19 protein-coding genes are annotated in these 20,627 nt (G+C 55.1%); 10 read left to right on the top strand and 9 right to left on the bottom strand.

What is annotated here, in order from left to right; translation table 11 throughout:
- Nucleotides 1-144 precede the first annotated feature (144 nt).
- Nucleotides 145-903: an IclR family transcriptional regulator domain-containing protein gene (locus L2I46_RS04005; protein ID WP_023288610.1), complete on the top strand. Its 759-nt coding sequence runs from the start codon at nucleotides 145-147 to the stop codon at nucleotides 901-903.
- A gap of 38 nt (nucleotides 904-941) precedes the next feature.
- Here the strand turns inward: L2I46_RS04005 and L2I46_RS04000 are convergent, their stop codons facing one another.
- The 8 genes from L2I46_RS04000 to L2I46_RS03965 all read right to left on the bottom strand — a co-directional run bounded on the left by L2I46_RS04000 (nucleotide 942) and on the right by L2I46_RS03965 (nucleotide 8,885).
- Nucleotides 942-1,274 carry a hypothetical protein gene (locus L2I46_RS04000; protein WP_023288611.1) on the bottom strand — a complete coding sequence of 111 codons (333 nt, stop codon included), beginning with the start codon at nucleotides 1,272-1,274 and terminating at the stop codon, nucleotides 942-944.
- A 249-nt stretch (nucleotides 1,275-1,523) separates the two neighbouring features.
- Nucleotides 1,524-2,411, bottom strand: a complete 888-nt coding sequence (cyoE, locus tag L2I46_RS03995) for a heme o synthase (RefSeq protein WP_002891629.1) — start codon at nucleotides 2,409-2,411, stop codon at nucleotides 1,524-1,526.
- 11 nt (nucleotides 2,412-2,422) lie between these two features.
- The gene (locus tag L2I46_RS03990; protein WP_002891634.1) at nucleotides 2,423-2,752 is read right to left on the bottom strand and encodes a cytochrome o ubiquinol oxidase subunit IV; all 330 of its coding nucleotides are present in this window, start codon (nucleotides 2,750-2,752) and stop codon (nucleotides 2,423-2,425) included.
- On the bottom strand, nucleotides 2,752-3,363 hold the full coding sequence (locus L2I46_RS03985) for a cytochrome o ubiquinol oxidase subunit III (RefSeq protein ID WP_002891635.1): 612 nt from the start codon (nucleotides 3,361-3,363) through the stop codon (nucleotides 2,752-2,754). The genes L2I46_RS03990 and L2I46_RS03985 overlap by 1 nt, the downstream gene beginning before the upstream one ends.
- Complete coding sequence (gene cyoB / locus L2I46_RS03980; RefSeq protein ID WP_004204804.1) at nucleotides 3,353-5,344, bottom strand: cytochrome o ubiquinol oxidase subunit I; 1,992 nt, start codon at nucleotides 5,342-5,344, stop codon at nucleotides 3,353-3,355. The genes L2I46_RS03985 and cyoB overlap by 11 nt, the downstream gene beginning before the upstream one ends.
- Nucleotides 5,345-5,363: 19 nt before the next feature.
- A complete protein-coding gene (gene cyoA / locus L2I46_RS03975) occupies nucleotides 5,364-6,308 on the bottom strand; it encodes a cytochrome o ubiquinol oxidase subunit II (RefSeq protein WP_004204802.1) in 945 nt (314 codons plus the stop codon).
- 479 nt (nucleotides 6,309-6,787) lie between these two features.
- Nucleotides 6,788-8,263: a muropeptide MFS transporter AmpG gene (ampG, locus tag L2I46_RS03970; RefSeq protein ID WP_085551210.1), complete on the bottom strand. Its 1,476-nt coding sequence runs from the start codon at nucleotides 8,261-8,263 to the stop codon at nucleotides 6,788-6,790.
- Nucleotides 8,264-8,306: 43 nt separating this feature from the next.
- Nucleotides 8,307-8,885: a lipoprotein gene (locus L2I46_RS03965; RefSeq protein WP_004204800.1), complete on the bottom strand. Its 579-nt coding sequence runs from the start codon at nucleotides 8,883-8,885 to the stop codon at nucleotides 8,307-8,309.
- Nucleotides 8,886-9,187: 302 nt separating this feature from the next.
- Here L2I46_RS03965 and bolA point away from each other — a divergent pair, with 302 nt between their 5' ends.
- From bolA to L2I46_RS03920, 9 genes are all read left to right on the top strand, one after another.
- A complete protein-coding gene (bolA, locus tag L2I46_RS03960; RefSeq protein WP_002891649.1) occupies nucleotides 9,188-9,505 on the top strand; it encodes a transcriptional regulator BolA in 318 nt (105 codons plus the stop codon).
- Between the two features lie 345 nt (nucleotides 9,506-9,850).
- Complete coding sequence (gene tig / locus L2I46_RS03955) at nucleotides 9,851-11,149, top strand: trigger factor (protein ID WP_023288613.1); 1,299 nt, start codon at nucleotides 9,851-9,853, stop codon at nucleotides 11,147-11,149.
- Between the two features lie 309 nt (nucleotides 11,150-11,458).
- A complete protein-coding gene (gene clpP, locus L2I46_RS03950) occupies nucleotides 11,459-12,082 on the top strand; it encodes an ATP-dependent Clp endopeptidase proteolytic subunit ClpP (RefSeq protein WP_002891804.1) in 624 nt (207 codons plus the stop codon).
- A 249-nt stretch (nucleotides 12,083-12,331) separates the two neighbouring features.
- On the top strand, nucleotides 12,332-13,606 hold the full coding sequence (gene clpX / locus L2I46_RS03945) for an ATP-dependent protease ATP-binding subunit ClpX (RefSeq protein WP_002891807.1): 1,275 nt from the start codon (nucleotides 12,332-12,334) through the stop codon (nucleotides 13,604-13,606).
- Nucleotides 13,607-13,789: 183 nt separating this feature from the next.
- Nucleotides 13,790-16,144, top strand: a complete 2,355-nt coding sequence (gene lon, locus L2I46_RS03940; protein ID WP_023288614.1) for an endopeptidase La — start codon at nucleotides 13,790-13,792, stop codon at nucleotides 16,142-16,144.
- Nucleotides 16,145-16,353: 209 nt separating this feature from the next.
- Nucleotides 16,354-16,626 carry a nucleoid-associated protein HU-beta gene (gene hupB, locus L2I46_RS03935; protein ID WP_002444653.1) on the top strand — a complete coding sequence of 91 codons (273 nt, stop codon included), beginning with the start codon at nucleotides 16,354-16,356 and terminating at the stop codon, nucleotides 16,624-16,626.
- A gap of 214 nt (nucleotides 16,627-16,840) precedes the next feature.
- Nucleotides 16,841-18,715: a peptidylprolyl isomerase gene (gene ppiD, locus L2I46_RS03930; RefSeq protein ID WP_032453854.1), complete on the top strand. Its 1,875-nt coding sequence runs from the start codon at nucleotides 16,841-16,843 to the stop codon at nucleotides 18,713-18,715.
- A gap of 148 nt (nucleotides 18,716-18,863) precedes the next feature.
- A complete protein-coding gene (locus L2I46_RS03925; protein ID WP_023288616.1) occupies nucleotides 18,864-19,232 on the top strand; it encodes a helix-hairpin-helix domain-containing protein in 369 nt (122 codons plus the stop codon).
- Nucleotides 19,233-19,343: 111 nt separating this feature from the next.
- Nucleotides 19,344-19,745, top strand: coding sequence for a YbgC/FadM family acyl-CoA thioesterase (locus L2I46_RS03920; RefSeq protein ID WP_023288617.1), 402 nt, complete (start codon nucleotides 19,344-19,346; stop codon nucleotides 19,743-19,745).
- Nucleotides 19,746-19,873: 128 nt separating this feature from the next.
- Here the strand turns inward: L2I46_RS03920 and queC are convergent, their stop codons facing one another.
- Nucleotides 19,874-20,575 (bottom strand): 7-cyano-7-deazaguanine synthase QueC, encoded by a 702-nt coding sequence (queC, locus tag L2I46_RS03915; RefSeq protein ID WP_085551208.1) that lies wholly within the window; start codon nucleotides 20,573-20,575, stop codon nucleotides 19,874-19,876.
- Between the last annotated feature and the right edge of the window lie 52 nt (nucleotides 20,576-20,627).

Here is a 20,627-nt window from a genome sequence, read left to right as displayed (position 1 = left end):
TCATTTGTTAAATGAATGTTGTGAAAGTATTTCAGTGGAAGCTGGGAGCGACAACGCAGAATTCGGACATGTCGGTTGTTAATCGCACGATCGCTGCGATAATCGCAGGAAATCGATAATGATGTTGCAAAAATGTGAGCGAATATGCAAAACACCATTCATCCTCGCGATCTGATCGTCGGTTTACAAAAAGGGTTGGCGCTCATCCAGCTTTTTTCTAAAACCTGCCCAAAGCTCACCGTCGCTCAGGCGGCGAAAATGAGCGGCCTGACGCAAAGCGCGGCACGACGTTTTCTGTTGACGCTGCTGCATGAGCGCTATTTGCAAACCGATGGGCGCTATTACTGGCTTACCCCGAAGACGCTGCGGCTTGGTCAGGCCTACGTCGATTCGGCGCAGTTTCCCCGCATGGTGCGGCCGATTGTCGAATACATCGCCAGCCGGACCGAGGAGCACGCCTCGGTGGGGGTGGTGGATGAAGATGAACTGGTCTATATCGCCCGCAGCCGTCATACGCCATTTAACTCCACGTCGGTTCGGCTTGGGGAGCGGGTGCCCATCTTTTGTACCGCCGGGGGGCGGTTATGGCTGGCTTCGTTGCCGGAAGCAGAGTGTGAAGCGGTTCTACAGCGCATTACCCGGGAACAACGCACGCCCTATACGGTGACCGACGTCGCGTCGTTGATGGAGAAGATTGCCCAGGTGCGGCGTCAGGGGTATGCCACTATCGAGCAGGAGTTTGAGATTGGTATGCTGGTGCTGGCGGTACCGTTAACCGACAGGGAAGGGACCTGGTGGGGAGCGTTAAGTCTGACCAGTCATCAATCACGGACTTCGCTGGACGCGTTATGCCGCGACCACCTTGATCTGCTCTATAGCGCGCAGGCGATGCTGGTGGGTTAAACAGGGCAGCCGATGCGCTGCCCTCGGCGAGACGTCGTTTAGGCTGACGCTTTGTTGAGGAAGCTGCTCCAGTCGCTGGCGGCGTTATCGACAAAGGTGTTCCAGCTGGTGCCGGCGGTATTGACGAAGCTACCCCAGTTTTCCTTACCGGTGGTCACAAAGGTTTCCCAGTTTGTCTGACCGGTCAGGAAGGAACCAAACGCCATCGCGCTGTCGCCAACGAATGAGGCGAAGGCGGTACCGGAGGTGAGGACAAACGAGGTGAAGCCGACGGCAGAGTTGGCGACAAAGCTGGCGAAGCCGTTGGCCGCGCCGAACAGGTTAAAGCCGCCGGAGATGTACTCCATTTCGTTCAGTGTTAATTCTTTCATTGCGATTCCTTGTAGTGAATATTTCCCAAACGGGTGTAAACCCGAGGCGAAAAGTAGCATCGCGGGCGCGTGCGGCGCGAGCGATACCCGGTTAGCACAAGCTCATTTTTTCCTCATTTTTTGGGCGTGAGATAGCGAAACCGGTGCGGGGGAGGGGAGGGGAAGTATGAAATGAGAAAGGAACCAATTTGAAACAGAAAAGAAAAAGCCCCGTAAAAACGGGGCTTTATATCGTACTGGAGAGCGAGATTATCTCACGTAAGCCAGCAGGCTATGTGAATCCGGCACCATAAAGTCAACGGACATCATCACGGACAGCGCAGTGATGGCGACGATGGAAAAGACGAACAGCTTGCGCGCCCAGACTTTGTCATCTGCCACTTTGTAGCCACGCAGCGCCATGCCCAGCCACCAGACGCTGACCGCTGCCGCCACGACCAGGTATTTATACCCGGCGTAGCCGCCCAGCGAGAGCATCAGGGTCGCAACGGCAAAGGCGACGATGTACAGCGTAATATGGTTTTTGGCGACCGAAATGCCTTTCACCACCGGCAGCACCGGAATATTCGCCGCCTGATAATCCTTAAAGCGGAAAATCGCGATGGCGTAGGAGTGAGGCATCTGCCACAGGCTAAAGATAGCCAGCAGGATCGCCGCACCGCTGTCGAAATCACCGGTGACCGCGCAGTAGCCAATCACCGGCGGCGCGGCGCCGGAGAGTGAGCCAATCAGCGTGCCGTAGACAGAGTGACGTTTCATGTACAGGCTGTAGACGCCGACATAAACCACGAACCCCATCACCCCCAGCCAGCAGGCCAGCGGATTTGCGCCGAACCACAGCAGCATAAAGCCAGCAATACCCAGCAAGGTGGCGTACACCAGCGAAGCTTCTGGCGAGATCAGCCCTTTGACCAGCACCCGGTTTTTCGTCCGTTCCATCTTACGATCGATGTCCCGGTCGATGTAGTTGTTGAATACACAACCCGAGGCGACCACCAGGGATACTCCAAGGAGCGTCCAGACGAACAGCGGATAGTCGATGTGGCCTTTGGAGGCCAGCAGGAAACCGCCGATCACGGAGATCAGGTTGCCAAAAATAATGCCTGGTTTCGTAACTTGCAGGTATTGCTTAAACATACTCGCCGCTCTTAGTGCATCATCATGTTGTAGTTCAGGTTCCACATAATCCAGATGGAGCCGACAACCACGATCGCAATGATGATTACGGTGAAGATAAATGCGGTCAGGTTCCAGCCTTCATCGGACTTGCTGTTCATATGCAGGAAGTACACGAGGTGTACCACGATCTGCACCACAGCGGTCACCAGAATGGTGCCAAGGATAACCGCATGCGAGGCGGAGCCACTCATCACCATGGCGAACGGAATGACCGTCAGGATGATGGACAGGATAAATCCTGTCATGTAGCTCTTCACGCTGCCGTGAGAAGCGCCGCTATGATCGGTAGAATGACTCATTACATCGCCCCCATCAGATAGACAACCGAGAACACGCAGATCCACACGACGTCCAGGAAGTGCCAGAACAGGCTCAGGCACAGGATACGCGTGCGGTTAGTGCTGGTCAGGCCACGACGTGAAACCTGGAACATCAGCACCGCCATCCAGATAAGGCCAGAGGTCACGTGCAGACCGTGGGTGCCGACCAGCGCGAAGAACGCGGACAGGAAGCCACTACGATCCGGACCAAAGCCTTCCATGATCAGGTGATGGAATTCATAGATTTCCATCCCGATAAATCCGGCGCCAAACAGCCAGGTCAACGCCAGCCAGGAAACCACCTGGCTCTTGTTGTTTTTGTACATGGCGATAGCCGCCATGCCGTAGGTGATGGAGCTGAACAGCAGCAGTGCGGTTTCAACCAGAACGAACGGCAGTTCGAAAATATCTTTGCCAGTCGGTCCGCCGGCCGTGCCGTTCACCAGAACGGCATAGGTAGCAAACAGCGTAGCGAAGATAATGCAGTCGCTCATCAGGTAGATCCAGAAACCGAATACCTTCATCGGTCCTGTATCATGGTGCCCGTGTTCATGCGCGTGGGCAGTATGCGCAAGAGTATCAGTTGCCATTTTTCAGCCCTGCTTTGTTAATCTCATCGAAATGCTGTTTTTCCAGTTTTTCGACTTCTGCAACCGGTACGTAGTAATCCACGTCCTCGTCAAAGCTCTTAATAATCCAGGTCGCTACGATGCCGATGAAGCTGGCGATCGCCATCCACCAGATATGCCAGATCATGGCGAAACCAAATACCGTCGCGAAGGCGGCAATGACGATGCCGGCGCCGCTGTTTTTCGGCATATGAATTTCTTCATAGTGAGCAGGCTGTTTGTACGCTTCACCTTTCTCTTTCATTTCCCAGAAGGCGTCACGCTCGTGAACCTGAGGAACGATAGCGAAGTTGTAGAACGGCGGTGGAGAAGAGGTTGCCCACTCCAGCGTACGGCCACCCCACGGGTCACCGGTCAGGTCACGGTTCTGATCGCGGTCGCGAATAGAGACGTAGAACTGAATCAGCTGGCACAGGATACCGCAGGCGATCAGCGCCGCACCGCAAGCTGCAACAACCAGCATCGGGTGGAACTGCGGATCGATCTGCTGGCTCAGACGACGGGTCATCCCCATGAAGCCCAGCACGTACAGCGGCATAAATGCTACGAAGAAGCCGATGATCCAGAACCAGAAAGCGCGTTTGCCCCAGGTTTCGTTCAGGGTGAAGCCAAAGGCTTTCGGCCACCAGTAGGTCAGACCTGCGAAGCAACCGAATACCACGCCGCCGATGATAACGTTATGGAAGTGCGCGATCAGGAACAGGCTGTTGTGCAGAACGAAGTCCGCGCCCGGTACCGCCAGCAGCACGCCGGTCATCCCACCTACGGAGAAGGTCACGATAAAGCCGATAGTCCACATCATCGCCGAGTTGAAGACGATGCGACCCTGATACATGGTGAACAGCCAGTTGAAGATCTTAACCCCGGTCGGGATCGCGATAATCATGGTGGTAATACCGAAGAAGGCGTTTACGTTCGCGCCGGCACCCATGGTGAAGAAGTGGTGCAGCCAAACGATGAACGACAGAACGGTAATACAGACGGTTGCCCACACCAAAGAGGTGTAACCGAACAGACGCTTACGCGAGAAGGTCGCGGCGATTTCGGAGAAGACCCCGAACACCGGCAGAACCAGGATGTACACTTCCGGGTGACCCCAGGCCCAAATCAGGTTGATGTACATCATCATGTTGCCACCCATATCGTTGGTAAAGAAATGGGTGCCCAGGTAACGATCCAGGGTCAGCAGCGCGATGGTGACGGTCAGAATTGGGAAAGAGGCGATAATCAGGATGTTAGCGCACAGAGATGCCCAGGAGAATACCGGCATCTTGAACATGGTCATGCCCGGGGCGCGCATCTTGATAATGGTCACGAAGAAGTTAATACCGGTCAGGGTAGTACCGATACCGGAGAGCTGCAGCGCCCAAATCCAGTAGTCGACCCCTACGCCAGGACTGTACTCAATTCCCGACAGCGGCGGATAGGCCAGCCAACCGGTCTGCGCGAACTCACCGACGCCCAGAGACAGGTTAACCAGAATCACGCCCACAACGGTGAACCAGAAGCTCAGGTTGTTGAGGAACGGGAAGGCTACGTCGCGTGCGCCGAGCTGAAGCGGAACCACCAGGTTCATCAGACCGATAACGAACGGCATCGCCACGAAGAAGATCATGATAACGCCGTGGGCGGTAAAGATCTGATCGTAGTGATGAGGCGGCAGGAAGCCTGCTTCCCCGGCCGAGGCCAGCACCTGCTGGCTACGCATCATGATGGCGTCAGCAAAGCCACGCAGCAGCATGACGATTGCCACGATAACGTACATGATACCGAGACGTTTGTGGTCGACAGAGGTCAGCCACTCGTTCCATAGGTAGGACCACTTACCGAAGTAAGTGATGGCCGCCAGAAGCGCCAGTCCCCCAATGATAATCGCAGCCACCGTTACCACGATAATAGGTTCGTGGTAGGGCACTGCATCCAGTGTAAGTTTTCCGAACATCGTTTTCTTCCTCGGCCCCTTAGTGAGCGGTTTCCGCGTGGCTCATGTCCATGCCTTCCATCCCGTCGTGAGCGGCATGCTCGCCTTCAGGTTTGGACATGTTCATGCTCTCGTGAGACATGAATTTGTTCACAACATCTTTGAACAGATCCGGCTTCACGTTAGAGAAGTATTCCACTTTGTTATATTCGCTAGGCACAGCCACTTTCTCGAACGCGGCCATAGAGTCCATAGCGTTCGGAGACTGTTTCGCTTTTTCAACCCACTGATCGAAAGTTGCACGATCCGGGGTAGCAATCGCTTTGAACTTCATACCAGAGAAGCCCGGGCCACTGTAGCTAGCGGAGATACCGTCATAAGTACCAGCTTCGTCAGCAATGAGGTGCAGCTGAGTCTGCATCCCGGCCATTGCGTAGATCTGGCTGCCTAAGCGCGGAATAAAGAACGAGTTCATCACCGAGTTAGAGGTCACTTTGAAGTGTACCGGTACGTTCGCCGGGAAGGCGATTTCGTTAACGGTAGCAATACCCTGTTCCGGATAGATAAAGAACCATTTCCAGTCCATCGATACGACTTCGATGGTGATTGGTTTCTCGTCATGGACAAGCGGTTTGCTTGGCTCCAGTGCGTGAGTGGTTTTCCAGGTCAGAACGGCCAGGAACAGGATGATCAGAATAGGTACCGTCCAGACCACAGCTTCCACTTTATTGGAGTGTGACCAGTTCGGGCTATACTTCGCATCTTTATTGCTCGCGCGATACTTCCAGGCAAATCCTACTGCCATCAAGACGGCGGGAATAACGACAATCATCATCAGGCCGAAGGCCGTCAGAATCAAAGAGCGTTGCTCCAGTCCAATCTGTCCTTTTGGGTCAAGGAGTGCAGAATCACAACCACTGAGTAATACAGTACCTGCGATTAATGACATCCATCCCAAACTTTTATTGTATTTCCTGAGTCTCATTGAACGACCTCAATTCCACGGGATCTGGTGGCGTTTAAAGTGTACGGGCATTTTACGGTAAGGTTGCATTACTGTAAACATGATTGGATCTCTGTCAGTTCTGTGTTAGCGGCTTCTGCTTGCTTTGTCACATATGTTACGTAGTGTTACGTAATCGCTTGCAAAGCCTGATTTTCGTGGGATCGATAACGAAAGGGATAAGAAAAGGAGTGCTTAGCGGCGAATGGGCATAACCACCCAAAAATTAGAACAATTGTTTAACATTTAATTATCAAATAAAAGACATTGTGGAAACGTAAAATAAAATCGGCTTAGCTGAATCGGTTAAATTATTTAAAGAATCGAATAAAAACTGTCAATAATTTCCAGAAAACAAAAACGCACAAAACAACAAATAGCGCGGCGGGCAATATAAAAGCGTTAATAAGCCGTTATAATTACGTTTCGTAATTACAACGGCTAATAATGATGCAGCGTCCTTAAATCAGGTGGGTTTTACGCAGCGCCAGGTAGTCGAGCAGGCCGCCGAGCAAAATACCGCCAACGGCCGTCAGCGCGGCAACCTCCAGCAGGCCGGACAGGAAGCTGAACGACGTATAATCCAGCGCGTTGAGGATCAGCAGACCCAGCCATACCGCCAGCAGCAGGCAGCCCAGCGTCAGGATCCCCAGCGCCAGCGCATAGGCCTGCGGATATTCGCTACGCGGTATAAAGCTTGCCGTGCGTTGGGTATGCTCGAGCGTTTGCCGGCACAGCAGCAGCAGCGCGATCCCCGGCACCGCCGCGACCACAGAGAAGAGATAGAAGGTGGACCAGCCGTGGGCCTCGACGAACCAGCCGGCGATCGGCCCGACGTACACGCGGCCAACCGCGGACAGCGCCGAGAGCAGCGCGAACTGGGTGGCGGAGAACGACTTGTTGCACAGCGTCATCAGCAGCGCCACAAACGCCGCCGTGCCCATTCCCCCGCACAGGTTCTCAAAGAATACCGCGGTCGCCATGGAATAGAGGTGCTTATCGGTAATCGACAGCAGCCAGTAGCCGGCGTTGGAGACCCCCTGCAGCAGACCGAAGATCAGCAGCGCCCGGAACAGCGTCAGCCGCTGCATCAGTACGCCGCCGTACAGGGCGCCGAGAATGGTGGCGAACAGGCCTAAGGTTTTGTTCACCATCCCCACTTCACCGGCGTCAAAACCGACGCCGCGGATGAGAAAGGTGGTGGTCAGGCTCATGGCAAACGCATCGCCAAGCTTATAAAGAACGATGAGCAACAGAATAAGCCAGGCGTTGTTACGGCCGAAAAAATCACGCAACGGCGCAACCACCGCCTGCTCCAGCGATCGGGGAACCGGGATGACGTCGCTCGGCTCGTGCGCCAGCAGCGTGGCGATGATGCAGGGCACCAGCAGCGCCGCCATCAGCCAGTACATCCCCTGCCAGCCGAGATAGCGGTCGGCGAGCCACAGGGCCAGACCGCCGGAGACCAGCATCCCGAGGCGATAGCCCAGCACGCTGATCGCGGCGCCGGCGCCGCGCTCTTCCGCCGGCAGAACGTCGGTTTTCCAGGCGTCAAAGACAATATCCTGCGACGCTGAACAAAAAGCGATCACTACCGCCAGCGCCGCCATCCAGCGCAGCTGGGAGACGGGTTCAAGAAAGCCCATCGCCGCGATGGCCAACAGGAGCAGGATCTGGGTGGTGACCAGCCAGCCGCGACGTCGGCCGAGAAACGGCGGCGTGTAGCGGTCCATCAGCGGGGACCAGAGAAATTTAAAGACATAGGCCTGGCCGACCAGCGAGAAAAAACCGATCGTTTTCAGATCGATATTTTCCACCGTCATCCAGGCCTGCAGGGTACCGGAGGTGAGGGCCAGCGGCAGACCGGAGGCGAAGCCGAGGATCAGCAAAATCGCTGATTTAGGCTGCTGAAAAATGCGTAAGTAGTGACTGGACATAGCATAAAGCACGAACCCGGCGGAGGCCGGGTTCGTGGTGGCATTAACGCGCGTTTTGCTTGATGAAATCGTGAATGCTGGTGTCCTGCGCCATATCGGCGATGGTATCGGTCAGGACGCTGTTAACGGCATCAGCGATGTTTTTGTTCGAGGCCTGGAAGGCGCCTTCAACCGAGTAGCTGGCGCGGTAGTTTTTGGTCATCTTCGTGCCGTTTGCCGCGGTGGCGATGATGGCGATATCGGCTTTGGTGGCGATGTTGTAGCGCACGTTGCCCTGGGAGACGTCAGCGTAAAGTTTGTTGACGATGATCTGCAGATCGACTGCGCCGTTCGGGCCAATCATATAGCCGCGCGCGGTCATTTGTTTCTCCAGCACTTCCTGCAGCAGGAAGCGCAGGTCGCGGGAGGCGGTGAGGGTGACCTGTTGGTTGTCGCGCGTCACTTTCGCCAGCGCCTGGTCCGGACGCTGGTCGGCGCCGTTGATGCTGACGGTCACGCCCATCAGGCTCGGATCCTGCTGCGGCAGCGTGATTTTCGGCGATACTTCAATGGTGGTCGGCGGCGTGGCGCATCCTGCCAGCATAAACATGGCGACCAACGGGAAAAGGATCTTCTTAAGCATGTTCAGGTCTCAACGCATGGTGTTGTTATAAGGAAAATTACCGCCATCATAGCATTGCCAACGGCAAGGGGAAGTGGCAACGCGTGTAAATCCATCGCCCTGGCGGTTTTCTGAGCGCCCCGCTACGGTTAATCGCTCTTTCCCCGGCGGATCTGGCGACCAGAGCCAGTAAACGTGATACTTTTGAATGAAAATATCAGAACAATGCTAATTTTTTGTTGTTTTCTCCTAATGGAAGCGGTAAAAGCGGCTAACATTTAAAAGGAGTGGCGGCATCTCAGCGTTGTCGGAGGAGAAAATTCATGATGATACGTGAACAGATCGAAGCAAAACTTAGAGCAGCGTTCGACCCGATGTATCTCGAAGTCGTGGATGAAAGTTATCGTCACAACGTCCCTGCGGGCTCTGAAAGTCATTTTAAAGTGGTGTTAGTGAGCGATCGCTTCACTGGCGAGCGTTTCCTTAATCGCCACCGTATGATCTACGGCACGCTAACCGAGGAGCTGTCGAATACGGTGCACGCCCTGGCGTTGCACACCTACACGATTAAAGAATGGGAAGCGCTACAGGATACGGTTTTCGCCTCGCCGCCGTGCCGCGGCGCGGGGAGCATCGCCTAGAAATCCCATTTGCAACCGCTGGCGCTTTTCCAGTATGTTGCTTGCAGATTTAGCAAAAACGGCCTACGGGCCGTTTTGTTTTGCCTGGAAAATGCGCAAAGTCAGCGCTTTTGCGGACAAAATTGAGCGGGAAATGTGAAAAATGCCGCAGCACCAGGCGACAACCGTTCTCGACTCACAAAAGTGATGCCGCTATAATGCCGCGTCTTATATATGAATGTCTTCGGGATGATTCTGACGACAGGGAATGTGTTTCTGATTTGAAGAGGGCATCCCGGTTCTGCGAAGCCACCTACACGCGCTTCCAGAGTTGACCGAGCACTGTGATTTTTTTGAGGTAACAAGATGCAAGTTTCAGTTGAAACCACTCAGGGCCTTGGGCGCCGTGTAACGATTACTATCGCCGCTGACAGCATCGAGAATGCTGTCAAAAGCGAGCTGGTCAACGTAGCGAAAAAAGTTCGCATTGACGGCTTCCGTAAAGGTAAAGTGCCGATGAATGTTGTTGCTCAGCGTTATGGCGCATCCGTTCGCCAGGACGTGCTGGGCGACCTGATGAGCCGTCATTTCGTTGACGCGATCATCAAAGAAAAAATCAATCCGGCCGGCGCGCCGAACTACGTTCCGGGCGAATACAAACTGGGCGAAGACTTCACCTACGCGGTAGAGTTCGAAGTGTACCCGGAAGTTGAACTGCAGGGTCTGGAAGCGATCGAAGTAGAAAAACCGGTTGTTGAAGTGACCGACGCTGACGTTGACACCATGCTGGAAACCCTGCGCAAGCAGCAGGCCACCTGGAAAGACAAAGAAGGCGCAGTTGACGCTGAAGATCGCGTAACCATCGACTTCACCGGTTCCGTAGACGGCGAAGAGTTCGAAGGCGGCAAAGCGTCTGACTTCGTACTGGCGATGGGTCAGGGTCGTATGATCCCGGGCTTCGAAGACGGTATCAAAGGCCACAAAGCGGGTGACGAGTTCACCATCGACGTGACCTTCCCGGAAGAGTACCACGCTGAAAACCTGAAAGGTAAAGCGGCTAAGTTCGTTATCAACCTGAAGAAAGTTGAAGAACGTGAACTGCCGGAGCTGACCGAAGAATTCATCAAACGTTTCGGCGTGGAAGATGGTTCCGTCGCTGGCCTGCGCGCTGAAGTGCGTAAAAACATGGAACGCGAGCTGAAAGGCGCTGTGCGTAACCGCGTGAAGTCTCAGGCTATCGAAGGTCTGGTTAAAGCTAACGAAATCGACGTTCCGGCGGCCCTGATCGACAGCGAAATCGACGTGCTGCGTCGCCAGGCTGCTCAGCGTTTCGGTGGCAACGAGAAACAGGCTCTGGAACTGCCGCGCGAGCTGTTCGAAGAGCAGGCTAAACGCCGCGTAGTGGTTGGCCTGCTGCTGGGCGAAGTGATTCGCACCAACGAGCTGAAAGCTGACGAAGAGCGCGTGAAAGGCCTGATCGAAGAGATGGCTTCTGCTTACGAAGATCCGTCAGAAGTGGTTGAGTTCTACAGCAAGAACAAAGAGCTGATGGACAACATGCGCAACGTGGCGCTGGAAGAGCAGGCTGTTGAAGCCGTGCTGGCGAAAGCCAAAGTGTCTGAAAAAGCCACTTCCTTCAACGAACTGATGAACCAGCAGGCGTAATTTCGCCGCGATGGTTTAAGGTTCGGGCAAAAACCCGTTGCCGAAAGGCGGCGGGTTTTTTTTTAGGATAATGCCAGCCTCAGGCACGGTGCTAAAACGCATTTACCATGATAGCGTTACAGCAAAAGCTTGTTATGCTTGAAATATGGCAACGCCATCCCCATTACCGGGGGAGGCAACTGCATCCGCAATTGCACGCGTGTTGAAGAGGCGGTGACGCGTTCAGCGGATAGAAACTGTGGCTGATAATCCGTCCGTAAGGTTACAATCAGTGCAGCAGGTATTTTAAAATTACTCCAGGAGACGGAAATGTCATACAGTGGCGAACGAGACAACTTTGCACCCCATATGGCCCTGGTGCCGATGGTCATTGAACAGACCTCACGCGGTGAACGTTCTTTTGATATCTACTCCCGTCTGCTTAAGGAACGCGTCATTTTTCTGACCGGCCAGGTCGAAGACCACATGGCAAACCTGATCGTGGCGCAGATGCTGTTTCTGGAAGCGGAAAACCCGGAAAAAGACATTTACCTGTACATTAACTCTCCGGGCGGGGTGATCACCGCCGGGATGTCGATCTATGACACCATGCAGTTCATCAAGCCGGACGTCAGCACCATCTGTATGGGACAGGCCGCGTCCATGGGCGCGTTCCTGTTGACCGCCGGGGCGAAGGGCAAGCGTTTCTGCCTGCCGAACTCCCGCGTGATGATCCACCAGCCGCTGGGCGGCTATCAGGGGCAGGCGACGGATATTGAGATCCACGCCCGTGAAATCCTGAAGGTGAAAGGACGCATGAATGAGCTGATGGCGCATCATACCGGCCAGTCTCTTGAGCAGATTGAGCGTGACACCGAGCGCGACCGCTTCCTCTCTGCTGCGGAAGCCGTGGAGTACGGACTGGTCGACTCTATTTTGACCCATCGTAATTGATGCCCGAGGCGCAAGGGTGCCGCTTTACGCTGCATCCTTCTCGCCACGTCTGCTAAGCGGTTGGCATTTTTCCGGAGGCTTGCCGGGCAGGCAGGCGGCCGGTAGCTTCGCTACCGCCTCGATGTAGCGCGAAGGATTTTGTGTATATACTAATGAAGGGCGGCACAACGCTATATGGCGGCTTGCGCCTGAGAATGGCATTTGCGTCGTCGTGTGCGGCACAAAGAACTTAAAAAGAGGTTTGGACTCATGACAGATAAACGCAAAGATGGATCGGGCAAATTGTTGTATTGCTCTTTTTGCGGCAAAAGCCAGCATGAAGTGCGTAAGCTGATCGCCGGGCCATCCGTGTATATCTGCGACGAATGCGTTGATTTATGTAACGACATCATTCGCGAAGAGATTAAAGAAGTTGCGCCGCACCGCGAGCGCAGCGCGCTGCCGACGCCGCACGAGATTCGCCACCACCTTGATGACTATGTCATCGGTCAGGAACAGGCGAAAAAAGTGTTGGCGGTCGCGGTATACAACCACTACAAACGTCTGCGCAATGGCGATACCAGCAATGGCGTAGAGCTGGGTAAAAGTAACATTCTGCTGATCGGGCCGACCGGCTCCGGTAAAACGCTGCTGGCGGAAACGCTGGCGCGCCTGCTGGATGTGCCGTTTACCATGGCGGACGCCACCACCCTGACCGAAGCCGGTTATGTGGGTGAGGACGTCGAAAATATCATTCAGAAACTGCTGCAGAAGTGCGACTACGACGTGCAGAAAGCGCAGCGCGGTATCGTCTATATCGACGAAATCGACAAAATTTCGCGTAAATCCGACAACCCGTCGATTACCCGCGACGTCTCCGGCGAAGGCGTGCAGCAGGCGCTGCTGAAGCTTATCGAAGGCACCGTCGCCGCCGTTCCGCCGCAGGGCGGGCGTAAACACCCGCAGCAGGAGTTCCTGCAGGTTGATACCTCCAAGATCCTGTTTATCTGCGGCGGCGCGTTTGCCGGTCTGGATAAAGTGATTTCCCACCGTGTGGAAACCGGCTCCGGCATTGGTTTTGGCGCGACGGTTAAAGCGAAGTCCGACAAAGCGAGCGAAGGCGAACTGCTGGCCCAGGTCGAGCCGGAAGATCTGATCAAGTTTGGTTTGATTCCGGAATTCATTGGCCGTCTGCCGGTAGTGGCAACCCTGAACGAGCTGAGCGAAGAAGCGCTGATCCAGATCCTGAAAGAGCCGAAAAACGCCCTGACCAAGCAGTATCAGGCGCTGTTTAGCCTGGAAGGCGCAGAGCTTGAATTCCGCGACGAAGCGCTGGATGCCATCGCCAAGAAAGCGATGGCGCGTAAAACCGGCGCCCGTGGCCTGCGTTCCATTGTGGAAGCGGCGCTGCTGGACACCATGTATGACCTGCCTTCGATGGAAGATGTCGAAAAAGTGGTCATTGATGAGTCGGTTATCGCCGGGCAGAGCAAACCGTTGCTGATCTACGGCAAACCGGAAGCTCAGCAGGCATCTGGCGAATAATTAGCCATTTCACTCAAGCAGTTAACAAAAAGGGGGGATTTTATCTCCCCTTTTATTTTTCCTGCATTCCCGCCGTTGAATGTGTGGAATACATCCCCATATACTGGATTACATATTAACGACGATGCAGTGGAGTGTGGCGTCGTCGGCTACCTGGCGGACTTTAAACTAAGAGAGAGCTCTATGAATCCTGAGCGTTCTGAACGCATTGAAATCCCCGTATTGCCGTTGCGCGATGTGGTGGTTTATCCGCACATGGTCATACCCCTGTTCGTAGGGCGGGAAAAATCTATCCGTTGCCTCGAAGCGGCCATGGACCATGATAAAAAAATCATGCTGGTTGCGCAGAAAGAAGCGTCGACGGATGAGCCGGGTGTAAACGATCTTTTCACCGTTGGAACCGTGGCGTCTATTTTGCAGATGCTGAAGCTGCCGGACGGCACCGTGAAGGTGCTGGTCGAAGGGCTACAGCGTGCACGCATTTCTGCGCTGTCTGATAATGGCGAACATTTCTCGGCGAAAGCGGAGTATCTCGACTCGCCGGCGATTGACGAACGTGAGCAGGAAGTGCTGGTTCGTACCGCTATCAGCCAGTTTGAAGGCTACATCAAGCTGAATAAAAAGATCCCACCGGAAGTGCTGACGTCGCTGAACAGCATCGACGATCCGGCGCGCCTGGCGGATACCATCGCGGCGCATATGCCGCTGAAGCTGGCGGACAAGCAGTCCGTGCTGGAGATGTCCGACGTCAACGAACGTCTGGAATATCTGATGGCGATGATGGAATCGGAAATCGATCTGCTGCAGGTTGAGAAGCGCATTCGCAACCGCGTCAAAAAGCAGATGGAGAAATCCCAGCGCGAGTACTATCTGAACGAGCAAATGAAAGCGATTCAGAAAGAACTCGGCGAGATGGACGACGCCCCGGACGAAAACGAAGCGCTGAAGCGCAAGATCGACGCGGCGAAAATGCCGAAAGAGGCGAAAGAGAAAACCGAAGCGGAACTGCAGAAGCTGAAGATGATGTCGCCGATGTCTGCGGAAGCGACCGTCGTGCGTGGCTACATCGACTGGATGGTGCAGGTGCCGTGGAATGCGCGCAGTAAGGTCAAAAAAGACCTGCGTCAGGCCCAGGAGATCCTCGATACCGATCACTATGGTCTGGAGCGCGTGAAGGACCGCATCCTTGAGTATCTCGCGGTGCAGAGCCGGGTGAACAAAATCAAGGGGCCGATCCTCTGCCTGGTGGGACCGCCGGGGGTAGGTAAAACCTCATTGGGTCAATCTATCGCCAAAGCGACCGGCCGGAAATACGTCCGCATGGCGCTGGGCGGCGTGCGCGATGAAGCGGAAATTCGCGGTCATCGTCGGACCTATATTGGCTCGATGCCGGGCAAACTGATCCAGAAAATGGCGAAAGTGGGGGTGAAAAACCCGCTGTTCCTGCTGGATGAGATCGACAAAATGTCTTCCGACATGCGCGGCGACCCGGCTTCCGCGTTGCTTGAGGTGCTGGATCCGGAACAGAACGTGGCCTTTAACGACCACTATCTGGAAGTGGATTACGATCTCAGCGACGTGATGTTCGTGGCGACGTCCAACTCCATGAACATTCCGGCGCCGCTGCTGGACCGTATGGAAGTAATTCGCCTCTCGGGTTACACCGAAGATGAAAAACTGAACATCGCCAAGCGTCACCTGCTGCCGAAGCAGATCGAACGCAACGCGCTGAAGAAAGGCGAACTGACCGTCGACGATAGCGCCATTATCGGCATTATTCGTTACTACACCCGTGAAGCGGGCGTTCGTAGCCTGGAGCGTGAAATCTCCAAGCTGTGCCGTAAGGCCGTTAAGCAGCTGTTGCTGGATAAAACGCTGAAACACATCGAAATTAACGGTGAGAATCTGCATGATTATCTCGGCGTGCAGCGCTTCGACTATGGCCGCGCCGATAGTGAGAACCGCGTCGGTCAGGTGACCGGTCTGGCGTGGACGGAAGTGGGCGGCGATCTGCTGACCATCGAAACCGCCTGCGTACCGGGTAAAGGCAAACTGACCTACACCGGCTCGCTGGGCGAGGTGATGCAGGAGTCGATTCAGGCTGCGCTGACCGTGGTACGTTCGCGGGCGGACAAGCTGGGCATTAACGCCGACTTCTACGAGAAGCGTGATATTCACGTCCACGTACCGGAAGGGGCGACGCCGAAGGATGGTCCGAGCGCGGGTATCGCCATGTGTACGGCGCTGGTCTCCTGCCTGACCGGCAACCCGGTTCGCGCCGATGTGGCGATGACCGGGGAGATTACGCTGCGTGGTCAGGTGCTGCCGATCGGCGGTCTGAAGGAAAAACTGCTGGCGGCGCATCGCGGCGGTATTAAGACTGTTCTGATTCCTGATGAGAACAAACGCGACCTTGAAGAAATTCCGGATAACGTTATCGCCGATTTGGATATCCATCCGGTGAAACGAATCGAGGAAGTTCTGACACTTGCGCTGCAGAACGAACCGTTCGGCATGCAGGTTGTGACCGCGAAATAGTGATTCTGCGCAAATTGCGCTAATAAAAATAGGGCTGGTAAGTCATTTCGGACTTGCCAGCCTTTTTTTGTGTAGCTAACTTAGATCGCTGGCAGGGGGGTCATCGACAACTGCTGTTGTAAGGGCATGACAGTCCTGATATAACTGCTGCGCGGTCGCACTATGAAGGACTCTGGTGCGATATAAATTATAAAGAGAGGAAGAGAACAGTGAATAAATCTCAACTGATTGACAAAATTGCTGCGGGTGCGGACATTTCTAAAGCTGCAGCTGGACGTGCGTTAGATGCTTTAATCGCTTCTGTTACTGAATCTCTGCAGGCTGGGGATGACGTTGCGCTGGTAGGTTTCGGTACCTTTGCTGTTAAAGAACGTGCCGCCCGTACTGGTCGCAACCCACAAACAGGTAAAGAAATTACTATCGCTGCCGCAAAAGTGCCGGGCTTCCGTGCTGGTAAAGCGCTGAAAGACGCGGTGAACTGATCGGCTTTCCCGTCAGGGAATGTGACGAAGTACAAGGGCGCATCGTGAGATGTGCCTTTTTTATTGCCTTTTCAGACCACTTTATGTGTGTTTATCGCCACTTGTGGGCTGACAATCACCCTGTTTTCTTGTCAAAATACGTCCTCACGCGCGGCGGCCATCACGTGCTATGCTGCGCGAGCTAAAGTCATCTACAGCGGAGCGTTGTTACACCATGATGGACAACCTACGCACGGCCGCCAACAGCGTCGTGCTCAAGATTATTTTCGGTATCATTATCGTCTCGTTCATTTTGACCGGGGTGAGTGGTTACCTGATTGGCGGTGGCAAAAACTATGCCGCAAAAGTGAATGGCCAGGAGATTGGCCGTGGGCAGTTTGAAAACGCCGTCGCCAGCGAACGTAACCGTATGCAGCAGCAGCTTGGCGACCAGTTCTCCGAGCTGGCGGCGAACGAAAACTACATGAAAACCATGCGCCAGCAGGTGCTGAACCGCCTGATCGATGAGTCGCTTCTGGATCAGTATGCCCGCGAGCTGGGCCTCAGCATCAGCGATGAGCAGGTGAAGCAGGCGATCTTCCAGACCCAGGCGTTCCAGACGAACGGTAAGTTCGACAACCAGCGTTTCAGCGGTATTGTCGCCCAGATGGGAATGACCACCGATCAGTACGCCCAGGCGCTGCGTAACCAGCTGACCACGCAGCAGCTGATTAACGCCATTGCGGGTACCGACTTCATGCTGCCGGGTGAGTCCGATCAGCTGGCGGCGCTGGTGTCTCAGCAGCGTGTCGTCCGCGAAGCGACCATCAACGTCAACGCCCTGGCGGCAAAACAGACCGCCAGCGATGAGGAAATCAACGCTTTCTGGCAGCAGAATCAGGCCCGTTTTATGGCGCCGGAGCAGTTCCGCGTGAGCTACATCAAGATGGATGCCGCCAGCATGCAGGAAAACGCCTCTGACGAAGAAATCCAGTCATGGTATGACCAGCATAAAGATCAGTTCACTCAGCCGCAGCGTAATCGCTACAGCGTGATTCAGACTAAAACTGAAGCCGACGCGAAAGCGGTGCTGGCCGAGCTGCAAAAAGGCGCTGATTTCGCCACGCTGGCAAAAGAAAAATCGACCGATATTATTTCTGCCCGCAACGGCGGCGATATGGGGTGGATGGAAGATGCCTCTACCGTGCCTGAGCTGAAAGAGGCCGGCCTGAAAGAGAAAGGCCAGCTCTCCGGGGTGATCAAATCCTCGGTTGGCTTCCTGGTGGCCCGTCTGGACGACGTCCAGCCGGCGCAGGTCAAACCGCTGGCTGACGTGCGCAATGACATTGCGGCGAAAGTGAAGCAGGAGAAAGCGCTGGATGCTTACTATGCGCTGCAGCAGAAGGTGAGCGATGCGGCCAGCAACGATAATGAATCGCTGGCGGGCGCGGCGCAGGTCGCCGGAGTGCAGGTGGTGGAAACCGGCTGGTTTGGCCGCGATAACCTGCCGGAAGAGCTGAACTTTAAACCGGTCGCTGACGCTATCTTCAACGGCGGTCTGGTCGGTGTGAACGGCGCGCCGGGCAGCAACTCTGACATCATTACCGTTGATGGCGATCGCGCCTTTGTTCTGCGTATCAGCGAGCACAAAGCCGAGGCGGTGAAACCGCTGGCCGAAGTGAAGGCGCAGGTCAGCGATATCGTTAAGCACAATAAAGCTGAACAGCAGGCGAAGCTGGATGCCGATAAGCTGCTGGCGGCGCTGAAAGACGGAAAAGGCGATGAGGCGATGAAGGCGGCTGGCCTGAGCTTTGGCGCGCCGCAGACGCTTTCCCGTACCGGCCAGGATCCGCTGAGCCAGCTGGCATTCACTCTGCCGCTGCCGCAGCAGGGCAAACCGGTCTATGGCGTTGGCAGCAACATGCAAGGCGATGTGGTGCTGGTGGCGCTGGATGAAGTGAAAGCAGGCAGCATGCCGGAAGAGCAGAAGAAGGCTATGGTTCAGGGGATTACCCAGAACAATGCCCAAATCGCTTTCGAAGCGCTGATGAGCAACCTGCGCAAGGCGGCGAAAATTAAGCTGGGCGACAGCATCGACCAGCAGCAGTAATTTCGCGTCGTTTCGCAAAAATACGCAACACCATGTAATCCTCAGGGGCCGCTTTCGCGGCCCTTTCCATTTCTGTGATTTGCCTTTTGTCGTCCATCCGCACTGACGCTATCGTAGCCTTGCTGTCTACACACAAGGAGATATCAGCATGAAATATGGAATAAAAGCACTGATGGCCGCGGGCGTTCTGGTTTTCGCGGTAGGCGCACAGGGTGCGCTGGCCGCCCCCGCCAGCGGCAAAGCGGTGGTAACCAAAGAGCATGTCCCGGCGTCCTCTTCGGCGAAAGCGAAAGCGGAACCCGGCGAGGCCGACAACGGGGCGACCAAAGTCAGCATTAACCACGCCAGCGCCGAGCAGCTGGCGCAGGCTCTGAATGGCGTGGGGTTGAAAAAAGCCCAGGCGATTGTCAGCTACCGTGAGGAGTACGGGCCGTTTAAAACCCTTGATGACCTGAAGCAGGTCCCGGGGATGGGCAGTGCGCTGGTGGAGCGGAATTTAGCCCATCTAACGCTGTAAATTTTATGCCAGCGCTTGCACAGCGGTGATTTTTTGCCAGGATAAAGAGGTTGCATTAAGTGGTGTGACCTCTTACCTCACAAACAACAATAACAGAAAGGCATTGATGCTATGCAAACACAAATTAAAGTTCGCGGCTATCATCTGGACGTCTACCAGCATGTGAATAACGCACGCTACCTGGAGTTCCTTGAGGAGGCCCGCTGGGATGGTCTGGAAAATAGCCCGGCGTTTCAGTGGATGACCGAGAAAAACATCGCCTTCGTGGTGGTGAATATTAATATCAACTACCGCCGTCCGGCGGTCCTGGGCGATGTGCTGACGGTGAGCAGCAAACTGGAGCAACTCAACGGCAAAAGCGGCACGCTCAGCCAGGTGGTCACCCTCAACCCCAATGGCGAGGTGGTGGCCGATGCGCTGATCACCTTCGTCTGTATTGATTTGAAAACCCAGAAGGCGCTGCCGCTGGAAGGGGAACTGCGAGAGAAACTCGACCAGATGAACTTGCGCTGACAACCGTCGCGTGCGTGCCGGGCGGTGGCGCGCCTCGACCTCCGGAAGGTGATCAACCCCTTGCCCCGGTATGCGTAGCGCCACCGGGGAATTTGGACTGAAGCTTCGGGCAGATACCTCTTCGGAGGCTATGCCTGTGTCAAGCCGGTTTTTTGCTTCATCACCGCCATTACCCCGGTCTTATCGGCCAGATACTGGTTGAGCCCGTTAGCGCGCAGGTTGCAGGCGGCGCACTGGCCGCAGCCATCGCCCTTAATGCCGTTGTAGCAGGTGAGGGTTTCCCGGCGCACCAGATCCAGCTGACCCCAGTAGTCGGCCAGCGCCCAGGTCTCGGCTTTGTTCAGCCACATCAGCGGGGTTTCAAAGCGAATGTCTTTCGCCATCCCAAGGCTGACGGCGTGGTGCAGCGCTTTGACAAACTCATCGCGGCAGTCCGGGTAGCCGGAGAAATCGGTCTCGCACACGCCGGTGATGATAGCGTCGGCTTTTACCTGATAGGCGTAGATTGCCGTCAGGGTTAAAAACAGAATATTGCGCCCCGGGACAAAAGTATTGGGAATGCCCTCGGCATCAGGCTGATAGTCCGGTACCGGAATGTTATCGCGGGTCAGGCTGCTGACCGCCAGTTCATTGAGCAGGGTAACGTCCAGCACTTTATGCGCGACGGCGCCAAGTTTCAGGGCGAGTTCGCGCGCAACGTCGATTTCCGCGCGGTGGCGTTGGCCATAATCAAAAGTGACGCAATGCACTTCATCATACTGTTGCAGAGCCTGCACCAGACAGGTGGTTGAATCTTGTCCTCCGCTGAAGACAACTACGGCGCGTTTCATGGCAATTCCTGACTTAATGAGTAAAGGCGATATGGTAGCGCCAGACGCCCGC

This window comes from Klebsiella sp. 2019SCSN059 (assembly GCF_021739525.1).
Taxonomy (GTDB): Bacteria; Pseudomonadota; Gammaproteobacteria; order Enterobacterales; family Enterobacteriaceae; genus Klebsiella; species Klebsiella quasipneumoniae.
Note: the sequence above shows the minus strand (reverse complement) of the source record. Positions and strands in the feature narration are given on the sequence as shown.